Here is a 21,033-nt window from a genome sequence, read left to right as displayed (position 1 = left end):
CCACATCCGCTCGCGGAGAGAGGAACCCGCGCCTCAGTGTTGCATCGAGGGTCTTTTGAACGGCCGAAACGGATAGAGCTCCGTCCACCCATGAAGCCCGCCGGCCAAAAAGCCCTCGCCCGCTTGCGGGAGAGGGTTGGGTGAGGGTCTTGCTTTGGACTTCGCTGGACAGACCTCAATCGGACAGCCCCCGTGCGGCGTTCGAAACAGGTGACGTCCCGCCCCGGCCCCGCCTATGCTGCGCGCCGGAGGACATTCCAGAATCATGATTTCCCACTGCGTCTTCATCCACTACCGCGCCGACACCACCGCCTCGACCAAGGTGGCGATCGTCGACGCGCTGCTGGCGCTCCGCCCCCGCATCGACGGGCTGATCAACATCTTCGTCGGCAACAACATGAGCCCGGAAGGCCTCGACAAGGGTTTTTCGGAGGGCTTCATCGTGACCTTCCGCGACGCGGCAGCCCGCGACCAGTATCTGGCCGACGAGGAGCACGCGAAAGTCGGCGCCGCCATCGTCGCGGCGGCGGAAGGCGGCACGGACGGCATCCTGGTCTACGATCTGGAGCATTGAGGGGCGGAGGCTGTGAGGCCCTTGGCCTCCAGGCCCATCCACCAGCTGGACTATCAGCCTGAGTGTCTGGCCCGCCGAGGCCATGCTCCCTGACTGCATTTCCACAACTCGACCATCATCCTGAGGTGCCCGGCGAAGCCGGGCCTCGAAGGAGGGTCCAGGGAACGCCTCTGACTTCATCTTCGAGCGGGAGTGGACGCTGGATCCTCCTTCGAGGCTTCGCTCACGCGAAGCACCTCAGGAGGATGAGAACGGTGCGCTGCAAGGCCGGACAGGACCAACCACACTCCACCGTCATCCCTGCGAAAGCAGGGATCCATCCCGACGCGGGCTCGGGAGCCCACGTGGCGCACAACCCGGCGGGAATGGATCCCGGCTCGGAGGCCGGGATGACGACGAGTGTGAGGCTAGCAAAAGGATCTGCCTCGCCGCGCTCGCCTTCATCCGGGCAGAGCCCCATCATCCTGAGGAGGCTTGCGGAGCAAGCCGTCTCGAAGGACGTACGGCGTCCCTGCAAGGCCGGATAGGACCAACCACACTCCGCCGTCATCCCTGCGAAAGCAGGGATCCATGCCGACGCGCGCTCGGGAGCGCACGTGGCGCACAACCCGGCTGAATGGATCCCGGCTCGGAGGCCGGGATGACGGCGAGCTTGGGGCTGGCGACGGCGCGTCAGATTAAGCCTTGTCTCACCCCTTCAGTGAAAATCCCGCGATTTCGGGATGATGCGGACGTTGCGCGGGTGGCTCCCGGGGTGGCTCGGGCGACTCGGGTGGGCGAATTCGTCGGCGCGGGCGGGATCGAGTTTCGGCCGGCGGTCCTCGGCGAGATGGTCGAGATCGCTCGTCCGGTCGACCAACTTTCGCGCGACGAGATGCACGATGCCCTCCGGGCTCTTCTGGATGTTGCCCTCGACCAGCACCAGCTTGGCGCCGATGATGGTGCGGCGGAAGGTGTCGAACAGCCGCGTCCAGACGACGACATTGACGATGCCAGTCTCGTCCTCGAGCGTCATGAACACGACATTGCCCTTGCCCGGCCGCTGCCGCACCAGCACGACGCCGGCCGTCTTCGCGAAGGCGCCGTCTGAAAGCGCTGAGATCGCCGCCGCCGACAGGATGCGCTCGGCCGTGTAGCGCTCGCGCAGAAAACTCATCGGATGCGCCTTCAGGGACAGGCGGAGCGTCTGGTAATCGGCGACGACGTGCTCGGAAAGCGGCATGGAAGGCAGCGGCGTGTCCTGCTCGCGGCCGAGCTCGGCCGCGTCGGCGGCGGCGAAGAGCGGCAGGATCTCGGAGCTCGGCAGGCGTCGCACTTCCCAGAGCCCCTGCCGCCGGTCGAGCCCAAGCGAGCGCAGCGCATCGGCATCGGCGAGTTTTTCATAGGCGCGCCGCTCGAGCCCGGTATAGCGGACGAGATCGTCCATCGCCGCGAAGCCCGCGCCGCGCCTGGCCGCGATCCTCTCCGCCCAGTCCTCGCGAAAGCCGTCGATCTGGCGGAAGCCGAGCCGCAGCGCCAGCCCATCTTCCGTCGGCTCCAGCGTGTTGTCCCAGAGGCTCGCATTGATATCGACAGGACGGATCGGCACGGCGTGATCGGCGGCATCGCGGACGATCTGCGCCGGCGCGTAAAAACCCATCGGCTGCGAATTCAAGAGCGCCGCGGCGAAGGCGGCCGGGTGGTGGCACTTGATCCAGGCGGAGACATAGACGAGGCGGGCGAAGCTCGCGGCGTGGCTCTCGGGAAAGCCGTATTCGCCGAAGCCACGGATCTGGTTGAAGCAGCGCTCGGCGAAGGCGCGCTCATAGCCGCGCCGGACCATGCCCTCGACCATCATGCTCTCATATTTGTGCATGGTGCCGAGATGGCGGAACGTCGCCATGGCGCGGCGCAGCCCGTTGGCGTCTGCCGGCGAGAAGCGCGCCGCCACCATGGCGAGGCTCATCGCCTGTTCCTGGAACAGCGGCACGCCGAGCGTCCGCCCCAGCACCTGACGGAGCTCATCGGCCGGGCCATGCTCCGGCGACGGCGAGGGAAAAGTGACGTCCTCGATCCCCTGCCGGCGACGCAGATAGGGATGCACCATGTCGCCCTGGATCGGCCCGGGGCGAACGATCGCCACCTGGATGACGAGATCGTAGAATTCTCGCGGGCGCAGGCGCGGCAGCATGTTCATCTGCGCCCGGCTCTCGACCTGGAACACGCCGATCGAATCGCCCGTGCAGAGCATGTCGTAGACGGCCGGATCCTCCCAGGGGATCGTGTGCAGCGCGTAGCGCTCGCCGCCTGATTCCGCGATGAGATCAAAAGCCTTGCGGATGCAGGTCAGCATGCCGAGCGCCAGCACGTCGACCTTCATCATCTTCACCGTGTCGATGTCGTCCTTGTCCCATTCGATGAAGCTTCGGTCCTTCATCACCGCCGGGCCGCTCGGCACCAGGTCGTTCAAAAGCTTCTCGGTCAGCACGAAGCCGCCGACATGCTGCGAGAGGTGGCGCGGGAAGCCGCGCAGCTCCATCGCCAGCTTGACCACGCGCTCGATCATCGGGTTTCGCGGATCGAGGCCGGAGTCGCGAATATGCTTGTCCTGCACGGACGAGCCCCAGCCGCCACCCCAGACCGTGCCGCCGAGCGCCAGTATGACGTCCTCCGACAGGCCCATCGCCTTTCCGACCTCGCGGATGGCGCTCTTCGTCCGATAGGCGATCACCGTGCCGCAAATGGCGGCGCGGTCGCGGCCATAGCGCTCATAGATGTACTGGATCACCTCCTCGCGCCGCTCATGCTCGAAATCGACGTCGATATCCGGCGGCTCGCGCCGCTCCGGCGAGAGAAAGCGCTCGAACAGCAGCTGGTACTGGCTCGGGTCGACCGAGGTGACGCCGAGGCAATAGCAGACGGCGGAATTGGCGGCGGAGCCACGCCCCTGGCAGAGGATGCCGCGCCCGGTGGCGAAGGCGACGATGTCGTGCACGGTGAGGAAATAGGGCGCATAGCCGAGCGCCCCGATCATGGCGAGTTCCTTGGCAAGCGTCGTCGTCACGGCGGCCGGCACGCCGTCCGGATAGCGTTTTCGCGCTCCCTCCCGCGCCAGCGCCTCCAGATGCGCCTGCGGCGTCATCCCGTCCGGCACCGTCTCATGCGGATATTCGTACTGGATCTCGTCGAGGGTGAAGCGGATCTGGCCGAGGAAGCGCGCGGTCTCCGCCACAGCGCCGGGAAAATCGCGGAACAGGCGCTCGATCTCGACGCCCGGCTTCAAATGCCGCTCGGCATTCATCGCGAGAAGCCGGCCCGCCTTCTCGATCGTCGTCTTCGCGCGGATGCAGGTCAAAACATCCTGCAGCGGCCGTCTCTCCGGCGCGTGATAAAGCACGTCGTTGACGGCGAGCATCCGGACGCGGTGATCCCGGGCGAGCGCCGAGAGGCTCGCGAGCCGGCGCCGGTCATCGCCCTTGCGATAGAGCACGGCGGCGAGCCAGGTCCGCCCCGGCGCCAGCGCGGCGAGCCGGCCGAGCGCGGCGCCGAGATCCGGAGCGAGATCCCTCTCAAGCCACGCCGGCGGCATCAGGATGAAGAGCGAGCCCTCGGCATGCGCCGCGAGATCGTCGAAATCGATGTGGCATTCGCCCTTCGGCGCCCGCCGCTTGCCGAGGCTGAGCAACTGGCAGAGCCGGCCATAGGCGGCGAGATCCGTCGGATAGGCGAGGATGTCCGGTGTGCCATCGCGAAAGACGAGCCGGACCCCGACGACGAGGCGGAACCCGGCCGCCCTCGCATTGCCATAGTCCTCGCTGCCCCAGGCGTCATGGGCGCGGACGATGCCAGCAAAAGTGTTGCGGTCGGCGATGCCGAGCCCCTTCAGCCCCAGCGAATGCGCCTGGATGATCAGCTCGGCCGCGTGCGAGCCGCCCTCCAGAAAGGAGAAGTTCGACATCGCAGCGAGTTCGGCATAGGCGCTCATGGGGCTTCTATCCTCGGCACACGCCCCCTCCGCCGTCATCCCGGCGAAAGCCGGGATCCATCCATCCGCCTGCCGCCGGCGGCTGAAATGGATCCCGGGTCGCGCTACGCTTGCCCGGGATGACGGCGAGCGGGCGGGACGACGGAGAAAACTTGTCCGCGAGGACCCTCACCCGCCTTCGCCGGGATGACGGCCGATGCGTGCGAGGCCCGGATCCTCATGCAAACAGCCCGTGCAAAAACCAGCGCGGCTGCGGCCGGTCGGCAGCATAAAAACCCTCGCGATAGAGCCAGAAGCGGGCGCCCTTGCGATCCTCGACGCGGAAATAGTCGCGGTCGGGTCCCCCGTCGCGCCACCATTCCGGCGCGATGCGCTCCGGCCCCTCGGCTCGCGCCACCTGGTGCAGCACGCGGCGCCAGCGGAAGGAGAGCGGCGGGCCGTCCGGCACCTCGCCCAGCGCCTCGACCGGCTCGGGCGGATCGAACAGGCTCAAGGGCCGAAGCGGCGGCTCACCGGCCGCCGGCATCTCGTCCCAGTTCAATCGCTCTTCCGCGCCGAGCGTGAACACGGGAACCATACGCGTCCGCCGCTCGGGAATGTGCGTGTCCTCGGGCACGAAGCCAAGGACGCGCTCCGGCCCGAAGCGGGCGCCGAGCCGGTCGACCAGGTCGGCGACCGCCTCGTCGTCGAGCGCGTGGCCGTCGAGGCTCGCCTGCGCGGCGACGAAGGGCTCGGTGCGGAAGGCGCCGAGGCGGATCAGGTCGAAGCCGAAGCCGGCGTCGAGCGGATCGGAAAGCGCGTCCAGTTTCTCGTGAAACAGTCGTGCAATGGCTTTGGGCGCACGGTTCGGGCGGGCGGTCGCGACCGTGATGCGGCGGACGTCGCCGTCGACGCGGTAGAAGCTCGCCTCAAAACTCCGCCCGCCCTCGCCGCGCGTTTCGAGCAGCGAGGCGACATCGGCGGCGAGGCGGGCGAGCGTCGCCGCGATGTCGTCGGCGTGCGCGATCGGCTGGAAGAAAATGCGCTCGGCGAGTGCTGCCGGCACCGGCCGGCGCGGCGAGATCGGATGCTCTAAAATCCCGGCGAGCCGCTCCAGCCGCTCGACGCAATCGGCGCCGAAGCGGGCGGCGAGCGGCGCGCGCGGCCGATCGATCAGGTCGCCGACCGTCTTCAGTCCGGCCCGCGCCAGCGCCTGCAGCCGCGCCGGGTCGAGCCCGAGCGCCGAGATCGGCAGCGGCCGCACGGCCGACGCCTCGCGGCCGGGCTCGACCACGGTGCGGCGCGGCGAGCGCGCCAGCGCGCGGGCCGTCGCCGGGGCGCCGGCGATCGCGCCGAAGGCGGTCAGGCCAAGCCCGTCGAGGCGGGTCAGGAGGTCGTCGAGCAGCGCCGCCTCGCCCTTGAAGAGATGGGCGACGCCGGTGATGTCGAGCATCAGCCCGCGCGCGCCATGGCGGGCGACGAGCGGCGTGTAGCGGTCGCACCAGTCGGCGATCGCCTCCACCAGCGCGTCATCGGCGGCCGGGTCGTGCTCGGCGACGACGAGATCGGAGAGCCGCGCCCGCGCCTCGGCCAGCGACAGGCCCGGCGCGAGGCCGAGGTCGATCGCCGCCGCGTCGGGCGCGGCGATCGCAATCGCACCCTTCGCCTTCTCGACGATGACGAGCGGCGTCTCAGCCGGCAAGCCGGAATGCGGCGCGTTCGGCCGGCGGCGCAGCCGGTTCGAGGCGAGGAACGGCAGCCGGATCGCGCAATAGCGCCGGGGGCTTGAAGAGCTTTTCATCGCGGTTCCACTCCAGCCGCCACGGGCCGCCGGGAGGGCCGTGGCGATGGCGCAACAAGGTCAGGTCGAAGGTCGGGTGGCCGGGCGCGTTCATGGCAAGCGGCGTCGCCGGGCCGGCGGCGACCTGCCAGCGCGTCTCCGCCCCGCCGGGCATCGGCCGCGCGCCGGGACGAAGCAGGAAGACCGTCACGCCCGACGCCTCGGCGGCGAGCTGGAAGCGGCGCTGCACCGTCAGGTCGAGCGCCTTCGGCTCGCCCCAGGGCTCGACGATGACGGCGCCGAGGGCTGCGCAGCGCGCCGCCTCGCCGCCGGCGCGCAGCACGGCGAGGGAATCGCGCAGGCGAACCAGGATCAGCGCCGCCGGATCGAGCCCGAGCGCGGCGAGGCCGTCGCCATGGAGGCCGCCGCCCTCCTGCGCGGCATAATCCTGCCGGATCCAGACGATCGGCCGGCCGGCGGGGGCGGCCGCCAGCGCCAGCGCCAGCGAGAAGCCGCTCGCGGCGATGTTGTCGGCGCCGGTGGCGGCATGAATCTCATGCAGCGCACCGCGCGCCAGCCCACCGCCCAGCGCCGCGTCGACAAGGTCGCGATCGATCGCGATGCGCGACCGCGACGAGGCGACGCCCGGCATTCCGGCCGTCGCCTCGATCGTCGCAATGCGCTGTCGCAATGCGGAAAGGGTCGCCTTCGCGGTACTCATCGTCGTCTGTTCTTGCCCGATCCATCTTCTCATGTTCTCTATTTGTTCTAATACGACTCCAAAGTGATCGAGAGTCAACCGGAGTCAGCCGAGGACACAGCGAAGTGCCCGTCATCCTCGAAAGGGGCGCGGGAGGGTCTGTCGATCGGATTCCGGGCTGAGGAAGTCGTGAGGCCGAAGGGCCCTCACCCCAACCCTCTCCCAGGGGGAGAGGGAGCGCATCGCGCCTCGGCAGGTTCCCCCGACCGATGCAGCCCGCCGGGCCAAAGCCCTCCCCCCCTGGGAGAGGGTTGGGTAAGGGCCTTGCTTACCCCTAGCTACAACTGCTGCCAGTTTATGGCATCATGGCGTAAAAGGAATGCCGCATGTCCCGTTCCGAACGCCTGCTCGACCTGGTCCAGATCCTGCGCCGCCATCGCCGGCCGGTGAGCGGGCATGTGCTTGCCGGCGAGCTCGGCGTCAGCCTGCGCACGCTCTATCGCGACATCGCCACGCTGCAGGCGCAGGGCGCGTCGATCGAGGGCGAGGCCGGCGTCGGCTACATCCTGAAGCCCGGCTTCCTGCTGCCGCCGCTGATGTTTTCCGAGGACGAGATCGAGGCGCTGGTGCTCGGCTCGCGCTGGGTGTCGAAACGCGCCGATCCCCGGCTGGCGCTGGCAGCCGGCAACGCGCTCGCCAAGATCGCCGCCGTGCTGCCGGCGGATCTGCGCGAGGATCTCGACAGTTCGGCGCTCTTGGTCGGGACGAGCTCGACCGAGACGCCGGGCGTCGACCTCGCCCTCGTCCGCGCGGCGATCCGCCGGGAGCGGAAGCTCTCTTTCGCCTATACGGACGCGGCCGGCGCCGCCTCCAAACGAACGGTCTGGCCCTTCGCGCTCGGCTTCTTCGAACGGGTGCGGATGCTCGTCGCCTGGTGCGAGACGCGGCAGGATTTTCGCCATTTCCGCACCGAGCGGATCAGCGATCTCGTGGTGACGGAGACGCGCTATCCGCGCCGGCGGCAGGTTCTCTTGAAGGAATGGAAGATCGCCGAGGGCATCAGCCATCCGACAATGCTGCCATAAACTGACAGCATGAGCGTCTAACCTGCCTCCATCCACAACGGAGGCAACACCATGACGACCCCGAACATGATCCTGCTCTATGTCGACGACACCGCCGCCAGCGCCGCCTTCTATGCCGACCTGCTCGGCCAGCCGGCGGCGCACGAGTCTCCCAACTTCGCCGCCCTGCCGCTCGACAACGGCATCACGCTCGGCCTCTGGGCCCGCGGCCAGGCGAAGCCCGCCACCACCGCGAGCGCGAACGGCGCCAATGGCGAGATCGTCTTCATGGTCGAGGACAAGCCGAAGATCGACGCGCTCTATGCCGACTGGCGGGCGCGCGGACTCGAGATCGAACAGGAACTGACGGTGCTCGATTTCGGCCCCACCTTCGTCGCCCTCGACCCCGACGGCCACCGCCTGCGGGTCTGCCTGCAGGACGCGTGAGGTCCGGAAAGCCCCTCACCCCAACCCTCTCCCACAAGCGGGAGAGGGAGCCGACCGCGCCTGCCCCCGACCAGCGGGGGCTCCGCTGACTGCCACTCAGCGCCCGACGGCGCTTGCGCGGAAGTGTGGGTAGAACTCCCCGTCATCCCGGGCGGAGACCCGGGATCCATTCAGCCGGGTTGCCGGGCGTTTCACGAGGCTTCAGCGGCATGGATCCCTGCTTTCGCAGGGATGACGGCGAGCCTGGGGTCCGCGATCGCGCTTCAACGGCAGGGCCTATCCCGAGCTCGCTTGCCCCCTCTCCCGCTTGCGGGAGAGGGCTGGGGTGAGGGTCTCTCCCCCTACTTCCACATGCCCCGCATCCGGGCCGCGATGTCGACCGGCACGCGTGGCTGCGCCACGGCGCCCGGGGCTTCGTTCGCTACCGGCGGCCAGATCACCTGCTCGAACAGAGAGAGGATCGCCGAGGGGATGAAGCGGGTGCGCGTCGCGTAGACGTGGCGGTCGCCACCGCGCGTCTGCTGCGTGACGAAGAAGCGCTGCGGCATGACGAGGTGCAGCTCGTCCTTCGCCCGCGTCATCGCGACATAGAGCAGCCGCCGCTCCTCCTCGATTTCTTCCGCCGTGCCGGTCGAGAGATCGATCGGCATGCAGCCGTCGACGACATTCAGCACAAAGGCCGATTTCCATTCCTGCCCCTTGGCGGAATGCACGGTCGAGAGAATGAGATAATCCTCGTCGAGCATCGGCACGCCCGCCTCGCCGCTCGTCGCGTCGGGCGGATCGAGCGTCAGCTCGGTCAAAAACCGCTCGCGCGAGGCATAGCCGCCGGCGATCTGCTCCAGCTGCACGAGATCGGCGAGGCGCACCGTCGCGTCCTCGTGGATGCGTTCCAGATGCGGCTCGTACCAGTTTCTGACCGCCTCGATCTCGGCCGGCCAGCCCATGCCCCTCCCCTTGAGCGCGTCGATCAGTTCGACGAAGGGAGGCCAGTCGGCCGCGGTCTTCTGCGGCGGCTTGAAGTCGACGAGCGCCGCGACCGGATCCGCCGCGCCTGCCATCGCGTCCAGCATCTTGCCGGCGGTGCCCGGCCCGACGCCCGGCAGCAATTGCGCCACGCGAAAGCCGGCGACGCGGTCGCGCGGGTTCTCGACGAAGCGCAGCACGGCGAGCAGGTCCTTCACATGCGCCGCGTCGAGGAATTTCAGCCCGCCGAACTTGACGAAGGGGATGTTGCGCCGGGTCAGCTCGAATTCGAGCGGGCCGGAGTGATGCGCGGCGCGGAACATCACCGCCTGCTCCTTCAGCGCGACGCCGCGCTCGCGCGCCTCCAGCACCGTTTCGACGACATAGCGCGCCTGCTCGGCCTCGCCGCGCACGGTGACGAGCTGCGGTTTCGCGCCGCTGTCGCGCTCGGTCCAGAGGTTCTTGGTGAAGCGCTCGGTAGCAAGCCCGATGACGCCGTTGGCAGCGGCGAGGATCGGCTGGGTCGAGCGGTAGTTGCGCTCCAGCGTGACGATCTCGGCCGGCGGCGTGAAATGGGCGGGAAAATCGAGAATGTTGCGCACCGTCGCGGCGCGGAAGGAATAGATCGACTGCGCGTCGTCGCCGACCACAGTCAGACCCTCGCCCTTCGGCTTCAGCCCGAGCAGGACGGAAGCCTGCAGGCGGTTGGTGTCCTGGTATTCGTCGACCAGCACATGGTCGAAGCGCTCGGCGATCTCGGCCGAGATCGACGGCTCAGCCATCAGATGGGCCCAGTAAAGCAGCAGGTCGTCGTAATCGAGCACGTTCTGCGCCTGCTTCGCCTCGACATAGGCGGAGAACAGCGCCTTCAGCTCGTCCTTCCACATTGCGCACCACGGGAAGACCCGGACCAGCACCTCGTCCAGCGTCGTCTCGGCGTTGACGACGCGGGAATAGATGGCGAGGCAAGTGCCCTTGGCGGGAAACCGGCTCTCCTTCTTCGACAGCCCGCGCTCGTGCCGGACGAGGTTCATCAGGTCGGCCGAATCCTCGCGGTCGTGGATGGTGAAGGCCGGATCGAGGCCGATCCACTGCGCATGCTCGCGCAAAATCTTGGCGCCGACGCCGTGGAAGGTGCCGGACCAGGCGAGCGCATCGGTCAGGATGCCGGCCTTGTCGCCGAGCGCCGCGGACGCGATCCGCTCGACCCGGCGCGCCATCTCGCTCGCCGCCCGGCGCGAGAAGGTCATCAGCAGGATGCGGCGCGGATCGGCGCCGTTCAGGATCAGATGCGCGACCCGGTGCGCCAGCGTGTTGGTCTTGCCGGAGCCGGCGCCGGCGATGACGAGCAGCGGCCCGCGCTCCGGCGTGGTGATGCCGAATTCGACGGCGCGGCGCTGGTCCGTGTTCAGCTTGGCGAGATGGGCGGCCGTCATCGGCGAAGCCGTCGCAGGCAAGGCTGTCATGGGCAGGGTCCGTCGAATCAAGGAGCAGGAGCGTCCCGGATTGGAGCATGTTTCCCGTTTTGTTCGCAATGCGGAGAAGGGCCGCAGCCGAGGCGGAGCAAGGGGACGCATAAGGAGCGAGTGAGGCGCACACCAGGCCGCGCGTTGACTCGCAGATGCCGTTACGTCACCTTCGGTTCCGCGGTCGAGCCTGCATCCAGCGACCGCCGGCAGCGAGCGGGGGCGAGCAGAATGTTGGATGGGAGGGGCCTTCGCCTCGCCACGGATGACGGGCGCAAGACGCCGCCCGACGACGGAATTCCCCCTGCCTCCCCGGAAACGACCGCGCCGCAAGCCCCAAACCATTTGCAGCCGCATGCCCAGCCGCTTGCCCAGTCCCTTGCCCAGCCCGCCCCGGCGCAAAGCTTCGATCCCTGGCGCCTGTTCCGGCTGATGCAGCGGCAGGTCTGGACGATCCTCGCCGTTCTCGTCGCCGGCATTGCCCTAGCCGCAATCGTCCTCGACCAGCTGACGCCCGTCTACAAGGCGTCGGCGCTCGTCATCGTCGATCCCTGGCAGCGCAGCATGCTGAACTCGGAGCCGGGCGGCGCGACGCGGCCCGCCGACGACGCAAGGGTCGACAGCGAGGTGGAGATCCTGCGCTCGCCCTCCGTGCTGCTGGCGGCGCAGACGCGGCTGGGGCTCCCGGCCGACCCCGAATTCGCGCCGCTCGATGGCTGGCTGGCGCGAGCGCGCGCCTGGCTCGGCATCCGGTCGCCCGCGCCTTCGGAAGCCGAGATCACGCAGCTGACGCTGAAGCGGCTGGAGGCGGCGACATCGATCGCCCGGCGCGGCGAAACCTATGTGATCGAGGTGACCGCGCGATCGAAGGACGCCGACAAGGCGGCGCGGATCGCCAATGCGATCGCCGCCGCCTATATCGACGGCCAGATCCAGGCCAAGGTCGCGGTTGCCGCCAGCGTGCAGCAACGGCTCGCCCAGCAGCTGGAAGCGACCCGCGCGACGCTGCGCGAGCATGAGCGCAAGCTCGACAGCTTTCTCGACGACAGCCTCGGCGAAATCCAGGATCCGGAGCTTCGCGCCGAACTCGGCGAGATCCGCGCGGCGATCCAGGAGCAGGCCTCGACGCGGAAGCGCTACGATGCGCTCGCCGGCCGGGCGCGCGAAAAGGCCCGTAAACGCGAGTGGGACGCCCTGATCGCGGAGCTGAACTCCGACCGCCTGGTCCGGCTGAATGTCGAGCACGCGGCGCTCCGCCGCCAGTTCGGCGCCAACGCGGGATCGAATCCGGAGGCGATGACCAAGCTCGCCCAGCTCGACCGGCAGCTCGACAAGGAAGCGCAGGCCGTCATCGACCGCATCGCCGCCGAGGCCGGGATGGCGCGGGACAGCGAGACGGAACTGCGCGGCCGGCTCGGCCGGCGTCTTGCCGGCAATGACGTGCCGGCCGACATCGTGCTGCATTTCCGCGAGGCCGAGAGCGATGCGGCGGCGCTGCGCCAGGTCGTCGACAAGCTGGCCGCGAACTCGACCGCCGCCGCCGCCGAGATCGAGCTGCAGCTTCCCGATAGCCGCATCGTCTCGGCAGCACTCGCCCCCTCCGCCCCCGCCTTTCCGGACAAGCCGCTGGTGCTCGCGCTCGCCGGGATGGGCGCGCTGCTCGCCGGCATCGGCGCGGCCATGCTGCGCGACGGCTTTGCCGGGGGCTTTTCCGACGAGAGCGAGCTGGAGGCCTTTTCCGGCGTTCCCGTCCTCGCGACGCTGCCCCGGATCGAGGCGCGGCCCGACCGGCCCGGCGAGAAGCCGGCGACCGAGACGCTCGAACATCCAAACAGCCTCTATAGCGAGGCGATCCGCCGCCTGCGGCTCGGCCTCGACCTCGCTCCGGCCCCGCGCGAGGGACGGGCGCGCGTCATCCTGACGGTGGCGGCGACCGCCGGCGAAGGGGCGACGTCGACCGCGATCGCCCTGGCCGCCTCGCTGGCGCTTTCCGGACGCCGGACGCTGTTGATCGACGGCGATCTCCGGCGGCCCTCGATCCATACCGAACTCGACCTCGCGCCGCGCCACAGCGTCGCCGACTATCTCGCCGGCCGGGGCATCGGCGCCGAGGGGCTGACGATCGACGACGTCGCGCCGCATCTCGCCATCGCATGCGGCCCGGCCGACCCGCGACTGCATCTCGACACGCTGCTGCAGTCGAGCCGGCTCGACCAGTGGATCCAGGAGGCGCGGCAGAATTTCGACCATGTCATCCTCGACAGCCCGCCGGTTCTGCCGGTGATCGATGCGCTGCTGCTGCTGCGCCATGTCGACGACATCCTGCTGGTGGTCGACAGCGCCACCCCCGCGAACGACGTGCGGGCGGCGCTTCGGGCGCTATCGCGCGGCGGCCATGGCACGGCGCATCTCTGGCTCGTCCTCAACCGCGCCGGAACCCACAAGGCCCGGCCGGCGCCGCGACGCGGCCGCAAACCGCCGGCCGCCCCGAACGTCTTGACGCCGGGCCTCGCCGCCAAGGACCTCGCCGCCGGAAGGCCGAGCCGCGGCCGACCACCCGGCCGGCCGCCCTGAGGGGCCCTTCCCCGCATTCCCGAGCGGCGGCGGCGCTTTTTTGCCCCGGCGAGAACCGTTAACCGCGCCGCGCGTTGAATTGGTAACCCTCTCCATGCCACATCAGGACAAAGCGAGCGGGTCCACCCCAGCGAAAAACGCATGAGAGGCGACGACATGGCAGGTTCGAAGATTGTTCCGGTGGTTCTGGCAGGCGGATCGGGCACTCGCCTCTGGCCCGTGTCCCGCGACAGCATGCCGAAGCAGTTCCTCGCGCTGGGATCGGAACGCACCTTCTATCAGGACACGCTGCTGCGCCTGCCGCCGAAGAGCGAGGGCGGCACCGATCCGATCGTCATCACGGCCGACGCCTTCCGCTTCTTCGCCCGTCGCCAGGCGGCCGAGATCGGCGTCGACGCCACCATCATCCTGGAGCCGGCCCGGCGCGATTCCGCCGCCGCCCTGATCGTCGCCGCCCGCTATGCGCAGAAGCTCTATGGCGACGACTGCCTGGTGCTGGCGCTCGCCGCCGACCATCTGGTGCCCGACGTCAAGCTGTTCCAGGAGGCCTGCCTCGCGGCGGCGGCGGCGGCCGAAGAGGGCCGCATCGTCACCTTCGGCATCACGCCGACCGAGCCGCGCACCAGCTATGGCTACATCAAGCCGGGCAAGCCGCTCGGCACGCCGGGCGCCTTCGCCGTCACCTCCTTCGTCGAGAAGCCGGACCGCGAGACGGCCGAGCGCTATGTCGCCGAGGGCTATCTCTGGAACTCCGGCAACTTCATCTTCCCGGCGGCGCTGATGCTCTCGGAAGCCGCGAAGTTCGAGCCCGAGATCGCCGCCGGCGCCGAGGCGGCCATCGCCGGCGCGCATGAGGATCTGAGCTTCATCCGCCTCGACGACAAGAGCTTCGCCGCGATCCCGGCGAAATCGATCGACTACGCGGTGCTCGAGCGCACCGATCGCGCCGCCGTCATCGAGGGCCGCTTCTCGTGGTCCGACATCGGCAGCTGGGACGCGGTGCGCGACAGCCGTTCGCCCGGCGAGCACGGCAACGTCACCTCGGGCCCGGTGGCGCTGATCGACAGCCACAACGCCTTCGTGCACACGGAAGGGCCGCTCGTTACCGGCATCGGCCTCGACAATCTGACCGTCGTCGCCTCCGAGGACGCGATCCTGATCATGCCGTCCGACCGGGCGCAGGACGTCAAGCACCTCGTCGCCAGCCTGAAGGCCGAGAAGCGCAACGAGGCGAACGAGCACATCAAGATCCACCGCCCCTGGGGCACCTACCAGACGATCTGCCGGGGCGACCGCTTCCATGTGAAGAAGATCGTCGTCGAGCCCGGCGCCAAGCTGTCGCTGCAGAAGCACCACCACCGCGCCGAGCACTGGGTCGTCGTGCGCGGTACCGCCGAGGTGACGCTGAACGACACCATCCGGACGGTGAACGAGAACGAGTCGATCTACCTGCCGCTCGGCGCCATCCACCGCGTCTCCAACCCCGGCAAGATCCCGCTCGAACTGATCGAGGTGCAGACCGGCTCCTATCTCGGCGAGGACGACATCGTCCGCATCGAGGACATTTACGCCCGCGTCTGAGGTTGATCCGCGGCTGCCTGCTGGTCAGGAGCGCGGCACCCCGCGCCCCCACGCTCGCCGTCATCCCGGGCTTGACCCGGGATCCATTCAGCCGGGTTGCCGGGAGGTGAAACTGCCGAAATCACGGCTGCATGGATCCCCGCCTTCGCGGGGATGACGCCGGAGTGCGGAACGCGGGCGGAGATCAAACGGGAACGCCGCTCCCGCGTTCACACAACGATAACGGCACGCTAACGGCGCCGGGGCGTGTTAACCCCGGAGAACCGGCCTATTTTTCCAGCCGCGCGATCAGGCTCGACGTGTCCCAGCGGTTGCCGCCCATCTGCTGCACGTCGCCATAGAACTGGTCGACCAGCGCGGTCAGCGGCAGCCGGGCGCCGTTGTTTCGCGCCTCGTCGAGACAGATGCCAAGGTCCTTGCGCATCCAGTCGACGGCGAAGCCGAACTCGAAATTGCCTGCGTTCATCGACTTGTAGCGGTTCTCCATCTGCCAGGACTGCGCCGCCCCCTTCGAGATCACCTCGACCACCGCCTCGACATCGAGGCCGGCGCGCTTGCCGAAATGCAGCGCCTCAGCCAGGCCCTGCACGATGCCGGCGATGCAGATCTGGTTCATCATCTTGGCGAGCTGGCCGGAACCGACCGGGCCGAGCAGCCGGCAGGCGCGGGCATAACTCTGGATCACCGGCTCGGCGCGGGCGAACGGCTCGGCGTCGCCACCGCACATCACCGTCAGCACGCCATTCTCGGCGCCGGCCTGGCCGCCCGAGACCGGGGCGTCGATAAAGGCGAAGCCGCGCTTCTCGGCTTCCGCGTGCAGCTCGCGCGCCACTTCGGCCGAAGCCGTTGTATGATCGACGAAAATCGCTCCCTCGGCGAGGCCGGCGAAGGCGCCGTCCGGCCCGATCGTCACCGAGCGCAAATCGTCGTCATTGCCGACACAGGCGAAGACGATGTCCTGGCCGATGGCGGCTTCCTTCGGCGTCGCGGCGGCCCGGCCGCCGAACTCGGCGACCCATTTGGCGGATTTGGCGGCGTTGCGGTTGTAGACGGTCACCTCGTGACCCTTAGCCTGCAGATGCCGCGCCATCGGATAGCCCATCACGCCGAGGCCGAGGAACGCTACCTTCGTCATTTCCGTCTCCGTCGAAATCCATCATGCCGGCATCGGCCGCCGACACCCCACAAAGGCCTAGCATGCCGGTCGCGTCCTGACACCCCGCCCCGGCCAACGCCTTGCCGCGCCTCATGAAAAAGCGGACGCCGCTGCCGGCGTCCGCTTCGATCTCGGCCATGCAGCGATGCCGCCGCTCAGTGCCGCGAGCTCTTCAGGAACTCGTTCAGGCGCTGGCTGCGGCCCTCGCCGAAGATCTCATCCGGCGTGCCCTGCTCGGCGATGCGGCCCTGCTCCATGAAGACGATGCGATCGGAAACCTCGCGGGCGAAGCGCATCTCGTGCGTCACAATCAGCAGCGTCGCGCCGTCGTCGGCGATGCCTTTCACCGTCGTCAGCACCTCCTGCACCAGCTCCGGATCGAGCGCCGAGGTGACTTCGTCGAGCAGGACCAGCTTCGGGTTCATCGCGAGCGCGCGGGCGATCGCGACGCGCTGCTGCTGACCGCCCGAGAGCTGGCTCGGATAGTGGTTGAGCCGGGCGCCGAGGCCGACCCGGTTCAGCCATTTCTCGGCGATGGCGAAGGCCTCGTCCTTGCCCATCTTCCTGACCTTGCGCAGGCCGAGCATGACATTGCCGGCGGCGGTCAGGTGCGGGAACAGGTTGAAGCTCTGGAACACCATGCCGGTCATGGCGCGCTGGCGCGACAGCTCGGCGTCGCGCAGCCGCGCACGCTTGGCCCCGACCGTCTTGTAGCCGATCGTCTCGCCGTCGAGCACGATGTCGCCGCCCTGGTATTCCTCCAGCAGGTTGACGCAGCGCAGGAGCGTCGTCTTGCCGGAACCGCTGGAGCCGATGATCGAGACGACCTCCTTCGGCCTGAGCGAGAGATCGACGCCCTTCAGGATCTCGACCGCGCCGAAATTCTTGCGAAGGCCCCGGATGTCGAGCAGCGGGCGCGCGTTTTCATCGAGGATCATAGGCGGGCTCCGAGGCGGCGTTCCAGCGACTTGCCGAGCAGGTCCAGGCTGATGTTGACGATCAGGTAGAGGATGCCGGCGAAGACGTAGAACTGGATGGTCATGAAGTTGCGGCCAATCACTTCCTGCGTCTTCAGCAGCAGTTCGCCGACACCGATCATCGAGAGCAAACTCGATCCCTTGATCAGCTCGACGCCGGTATTGATCCAGGGCGGCAGCGCGGTCCGGAGCGCCTGCGGCAGCAGCACATTGGCCAGGATCTGCGGAAACCGCAGTCCGATGGCGCGGCCGGCTTCGATCTGTCCGGGCGGGATCGCCTGCAGCGAACCGCGCACCAGCTCACCGATATGGGCGCCGGCGAAAAGGCCGAGCGCCAGCGTGCCGGCCTGCGAGGCGCTGAGCGACAGGCCCATCACCGCCGGGATGTAGAAGGCCGCCAGGATCAGCACGAGCAGCGGCGTTCCGCGCATGACGTCGACATAGAGCCGGAAGGGCAGCTTGACCAGGAGCGAGCCGAACACGAGCTGGATTCCGACGAGACAGCCGAGGATCGTGCCGAACACGATCGCCCCGACCGAAATGCCTAATGTCATCAGGAAGCCGTCGAAAATCGGCCATCGGGCGATCCAGAGCTGGGCGAGAAAAGCGTCCATTGGATAGGTTTGACCCGATCAGAATTTGGGGAAGCGGCGCTCGAGCATCCGCAGCAAGGCGGCAATCGTGAAGCAGGCGGCAATGTAGAGGCCGCTGGCAACCGTCCATGTCTCGACGACGCGGAACGTGTCGACGTTGATCTTGCGGGCTTCGAAGGTCAGTTCGGGAATGGCGATCGCGGCGGCGATCGAGCTGTCCTTGAACATGCCGATGAAGGTGTTGCCGAGCGAGGGCAGCGAATTGCGCAGCATGACCGGGGCAACGACGTAGAGATTGGTCTGCAGCCGCGTCAGCCCGATCGCCCTGCCCGCCTCGACGATGCCCTTCGGCACGGAAAGAAGGCCGGCGCGGAAAACCTCGGTCAGGTAGGCGCCGGCATAGAGCGCCAGCGAGCCGATGAAGCTCTCATATTTGTCGAGCCGGATTCCGGTCGCCGGCAGCGCGAAATAGACGAGCAGCACCAGCACCAGCAGCGGGATATTGCGGATCAGCAGGACGTAGGTCCCGCTGATCCCGCGCAGCAGACGCGATCTGGACACGCTGGCAAAGGCCGACAGCAGTCCGATGACGGTGCCGACCGCCACGGCGGCGACGGCAAGGGCCAGTCCGATGGCGAGCCCCGACAGCAGATGGTCGAAGCTCGCCCAGACGGCACCGAAGTGCAGCGTGTAGTTCACGGTGTGAAAGGTCCCGGCTTAGCGGAATTCAGCCGGGAAACCGATCGTCGGCTCGCTCGGCGACACGCCGAACCAGCGCTCATAGGCCGCCTTGTAGGTCGGGAAGGTTGTGCCGGTCATCGACTCGCGCAGCGCGACATTGACGAAGTTCAGCCAGTCCGGATCGCCCTGCTTGACGATGCAGGCATAGGTCTGCGGGTTCCAGCTGTAGCCCGAGTCCACATAACGGCCCTCGTTCTGCTTCATATAGTAGGCGAGCGACGAGGTATCGGTCGCCGCCGCGTCGGCGCGGCCCGAGTTCAGCGCCTGATACATCAGGTCGACGCTCTCGAACTGGTCGACCTTGGCGTCCGGCAGCGCCGCCTTGACCATGCCCTCGGCGAAGACGTTCTGCAGAACGGACACGGTCACGTCGCTGCCGGCGGCCTTGAGCGCGGCGTAGTCGGGATACTTACCGCCTGCCACCATCATCAGGCTGACGCCCTCGCGGTAATACGGAACGGTGAAGGCGACCTGCTGGGCCCGCGCCGCCGTCACGGTGATGAACTGGCAGGCGATGTCGACCTTGTCGGTGACGATGTTCGGAATGCGGGCGTCGGAGGCCTGGTTGACGAACTCGATCTTGGTGTCGTCATCGAACAGGCCCTTGGCGATGATCTTGGCGACGTCGATGTCGAAGCCGACGAGCTCGCCCGATTCATCGCGGAAATGCCACGGCGGATTGGTGCTGCCGGTGCCGACGACCAGCTTGCCGCGGCTGAGCACGTCCTGGAGCTTGCCGGCATAAGCCGGCTGCGCCATCGACATGGCGAGCGTCACAGCGCCGAAGCCGGCTGCAATCTTCAATGCGGTTGCGCGCATGGTCTTCCCCTCTTTGAAGTGGCGCCGCCAATCCGAGGATTTTCCCGGCCGCGCCACGGTGGAACGTGACCGGGCGGCGAATTGCGCTCCGCCTGCCCGGAAAACTGTCAGGATTCCGCGGTGCGAGACCGGTAGGGTCCGGCATCTTCGTGCCGCGGATCCTATGCTATGGAACACAGCGTCCCTTGCGGGCCGATGCAAAGCAAGGGTGCCGTGTTTCGCCTGGTGGAATTATCCAAACGCGACCAGCGACTTAGAGAATGCCACTTCCCTTCAGCTCGCCGACGGCGCCCTCGACGGCGAGAAGCGTCGCGTCGACGACCGCCTCGTCATGGGTGACCGACATGAACCAGGCACCGCGCTCGAGCGCGCGGACGCCCCGCCGCAGCAGCGCGGTGGTGAAGGCGACATAGGCCTTCTTGTCGGAACGGGCGAGATCGCGATAGTCCTTCGCCGGCGCATCGAGGCCGAAGGCGACGTGGAAGATCTGCGGATAGCCGGTGACGACCGCCTTGACGCCGGCCTTGGCGAAGATGGCGCGCATGCCCTCCATCAGGCGGGTGCCGTTCTTGCCGATCGTGGCGTAGAGCTCGGGCGTCAGCGACTTCAGCGAGGCGACGGTGGCCGCCATCGAGAGCGGCTGCGAGTTGTAGGTGCCGCCATGCACGATGCCGCCGGAGACGAACATGTCGAGCAGATCGGCGCGGCCGGCGATCGCCGCCACCGGGAAGCCGTTGGCGATCGCCTTGCCGAAGGTGGCGAGGTCGGGCGTGACACCGAAATGCGCCTGCGCGCCGCCGGCGCCGAGGCGGAAGCCGGTGATGACCTCGTCGAAGATCAGGATCGTGCCGTTCCGGGTGCAGGCCTCGCGCACGCCTTCGAGATAGCCGGGAGCCGGATGGATCGCGCCGGCGTTGCACATGGTCGCTTCCATGATGACGCCGGCGACGTCGCCCTTTGCGAGACGCTGCTCGAGTAGCGCCAGATTGTTCCAGGGCAGGACTTCGAGGCCTTCAACCGACTGCGGCAGCTGACCCTTGCTGCCGGCGACCGGCACGGGCTTGTCGGCAGGCCCGGCGGCGTCGAGCGGCGGCGCGGTCGACCACAGCACGTTGTCGAACCAGCCGTGATAGTGGCCCTCGAACTTGATGATGACCTGGCGGCCGGTGGCGCCGCGGGCGAGCCGGAGCGCGGCCTGGTCGGCTTCCGAGCCGGAGGAAGCGAAGCGCATGCGCTCGGCGCAGGGCACCATCTCGCAGACGAGACGGGCGGCCTCGACCTCGACATGCGACTGACCGCCGAACAGGATGCCGCGCTTCATCTGCTCGGTGACGGCGTCGGTCAAAGCCTTCGGATTGTGGCCGAGGATCATCGGCCCCATGCCGAGATAATAGTCGATGAGCTTGTTGCCATCGACGTCGAACAGATACGGCCCCTCGGCCTTCTCGAAGACGAGCGGCGTCGGCGAGATGTTCAGGCGGAAATTGCTGTTGACGCCGCCCGCGATCCACTGGGCGTTGCGGCGGATTTCCTCGGCCGAGCGTTCGAAGGTCAATGGCTTGGACGACAGGGCGGTTTCGGCGGCCGCCTGATTGTGGATGCTCAACGCTAGCTCCTCTGCTTGGCTGTTGTGCAACCAAGCCAGATGGTCC

The 21,033-nt window shown here is 68.1% G+C and carries 15 protein-coding genes; 5 read left to right on the top strand and 10 right to left on the bottom strand.

What is annotated here, in order from left to right; all coding sequences use genetic code 11:
• Positions 1-265 precede the first annotated feature (265 nt).
• A complete protein-coding gene (locus K32_RS01035) occupies positions 266-574 on the top strand; it encodes a Dabb family protein (RefSeq protein WP_201402244.1) in 309 nt (102 codons plus the stop codon).
• 697 nt (positions 575-1,271) lie between these two features.
• Here the strand turns inward: K32_RS01035 and K32_RS01030 are convergent.
• The 3 genes from K32_RS01030 to K32_RS01020 all read right to left on the bottom strand — a co-directional run bounded on the left by K32_RS01030 (position 1,272) and on the right by K32_RS01020 (position 7,018).
• Positions 1,272-4,538: an error-prone DNA polymerase gene (locus tag K32_RS01030; protein ID WP_201402243.1), complete on the bottom strand. Its 3,267-nt coding sequence runs from the start codon at positions 4,536-4,538 to the stop codon at positions 1,272-1,274.
• Positions 4,539-4,755: 217 nt separating this feature from the next.
• The gene (locus K32_RS01025) at positions 4,756-6,318 is read right to left on the bottom strand and encodes a DNA polymerase Y family protein (protein WP_244669768.1); all 1,563 of its coding nucleotides are present in this window, start codon (positions 6,316-6,318) and stop codon (positions 4,756-4,758) included.
• Positions 6,209-7,018: an ImuA family protein gene (locus K32_RS01020; RefSeq protein ID WP_201402242.1), complete on the bottom strand. Its 810-nt coding sequence runs from the start codon at positions 7,016-7,018 to the stop codon at positions 6,209-6,211. Before K32_RS01020 ends, K32_RS01025 begins: the two co-directional genes overlap by 110 nt.
• 365 nt (positions 7,019-7,383) lie before the next feature.
• Between K32_RS01020 and K32_RS01015 the strand changes: the two genes are divergently transcribed.
• On the top strand, positions 7,384-8,082 hold the full coding sequence (locus K32_RS01015; RefSeq protein WP_201402241.1) for a YafY family protein: 699 nt from the start codon (positions 7,384-7,386) through the stop codon (positions 8,080-8,082).
• Between the two features lie 51 nt (positions 8,083-8,133).
• Complete coding sequence (locus tag K32_RS01010) at positions 8,134-8,508, top strand: VOC family protein (RefSeq protein ID WP_201402240.1); 375 nt, start codon at positions 8,134-8,136, stop codon at positions 8,506-8,508.
• A gap of 341 nt (positions 8,509-8,849) precedes the next feature.
• Here K32_RS01010 and K32_RS01005 read toward each other — a convergent pair whose 3' ends face one another.
• Positions 8,850-10,910: an ATP-dependent helicase gene (locus tag K32_RS01005; RefSeq protein WP_201404292.1), complete on the bottom strand. Its 2,061-nt coding sequence runs from the start codon at positions 10,908-10,910 to the stop codon at positions 8,850-8,852.
• A 261-nt stretch (positions 10,911-11,171) separates the two neighbouring features.
• Here K32_RS01005 and K32_RS01000 point away from each other — a divergent pair, with 261 nt between their 5' ends.
• Positions 11,172-13,514, top strand: a complete 2,343-nt coding sequence (locus K32_RS01000; protein ID WP_210342764.1) for a Wzz/FepE/Etk N-terminal domain-containing protein — start codon at positions 11,172-11,174, stop codon at positions 13,512-13,514.
• A gap of 156 nt (positions 13,515-13,670) precedes the next feature.
• The gene (locus K32_RS00995) at positions 13,671-15,095 is read left to right on the top strand and encodes a mannose-1-phosphate guanylyltransferase/mannose-6-phosphate isomerase (RefSeq protein ID WP_201402238.1); all 1,425 of its coding nucleotides are present in this window, start codon (positions 13,671-13,673) and stop codon (positions 15,093-15,095) included.
• Between the two features lie 268 nt (positions 15,096-15,363).
• On the opposite strand, the gene K32_RS00990 is transcribed toward K32_RS00995, so the two are convergent.
• The 6 genes from K32_RS00990 to K32_RS00965 form a co-directional block, all read right to left on the bottom strand.
• Positions 15,364-16,230 (bottom strand): NAD(P)-dependent oxidoreductase, encoded by an 867-nt coding sequence (locus K32_RS00990; RefSeq protein WP_201402237.1) that lies wholly within the window; start codon positions 16,228-16,230, stop codon positions 15,364-15,366.
• Between the two features lie 176 nt (positions 16,231-16,406).
• A complete protein-coding gene (locus K32_RS00985) occupies positions 16,407-17,189 on the bottom strand; it encodes an amino acid ABC transporter ATP-binding protein (RefSeq protein ID WP_201402236.1) in 783 nt (260 codons plus the stop codon).
• Positions 17,186-17,842 carry an amino acid ABC transporter permease gene (locus tag K32_RS00980; protein WP_201402235.1) on the bottom strand — a complete coding sequence of 219 codons (657 nt, stop codon included), beginning with the start codon at positions 17,840-17,842 and terminating at the stop codon, positions 17,186-17,188. The genes K32_RS00985 and K32_RS00980 overlap by 4 nt, the downstream gene beginning before the upstream one ends.
• 18 nt (positions 17,843-17,860) lie before the next feature.
• Positions 17,861-18,520, bottom strand: a complete 660-nt coding sequence (locus K32_RS00975; protein WP_201402234.1) for an amino acid ABC transporter permease — start codon at positions 18,518-18,520, stop codon at positions 17,861-17,863.
• An 18-nt stretch (positions 18,521-18,538) separates the two neighbouring features.
• A complete protein-coding gene (locus K32_RS00970; protein ID WP_201402233.1) occupies positions 18,539-19,381 on the bottom strand; it encodes a transporter substrate-binding domain-containing protein in 843 nt (280 codons plus the stop codon).
• Between the two features lie 253 nt (positions 19,382-19,634).
• Positions 19,635-20,987 carry an aspartate aminotransferase family protein gene (locus tag K32_RS00965; RefSeq protein WP_201402232.1) on the bottom strand — a complete coding sequence of 451 codons (1,353 nt, stop codon included), beginning with the start codon at positions 20,985-20,987 and terminating at the stop codon, positions 19,635-19,637.
• Positions 20,988-21,033 lie beyond the last annotated feature (46 nt).

The sequence above is a fragment of the Kaistia sp. 32K genome, assembly GCF_016629525.1.
GTDB lineage: Bacteria > Pseudomonadota > Alphaproteobacteria > Rhizobiales > Kaistiaceae > Kaistia.
This window is presented reverse-complemented; position numbering and strand designations above follow the sequence as displayed.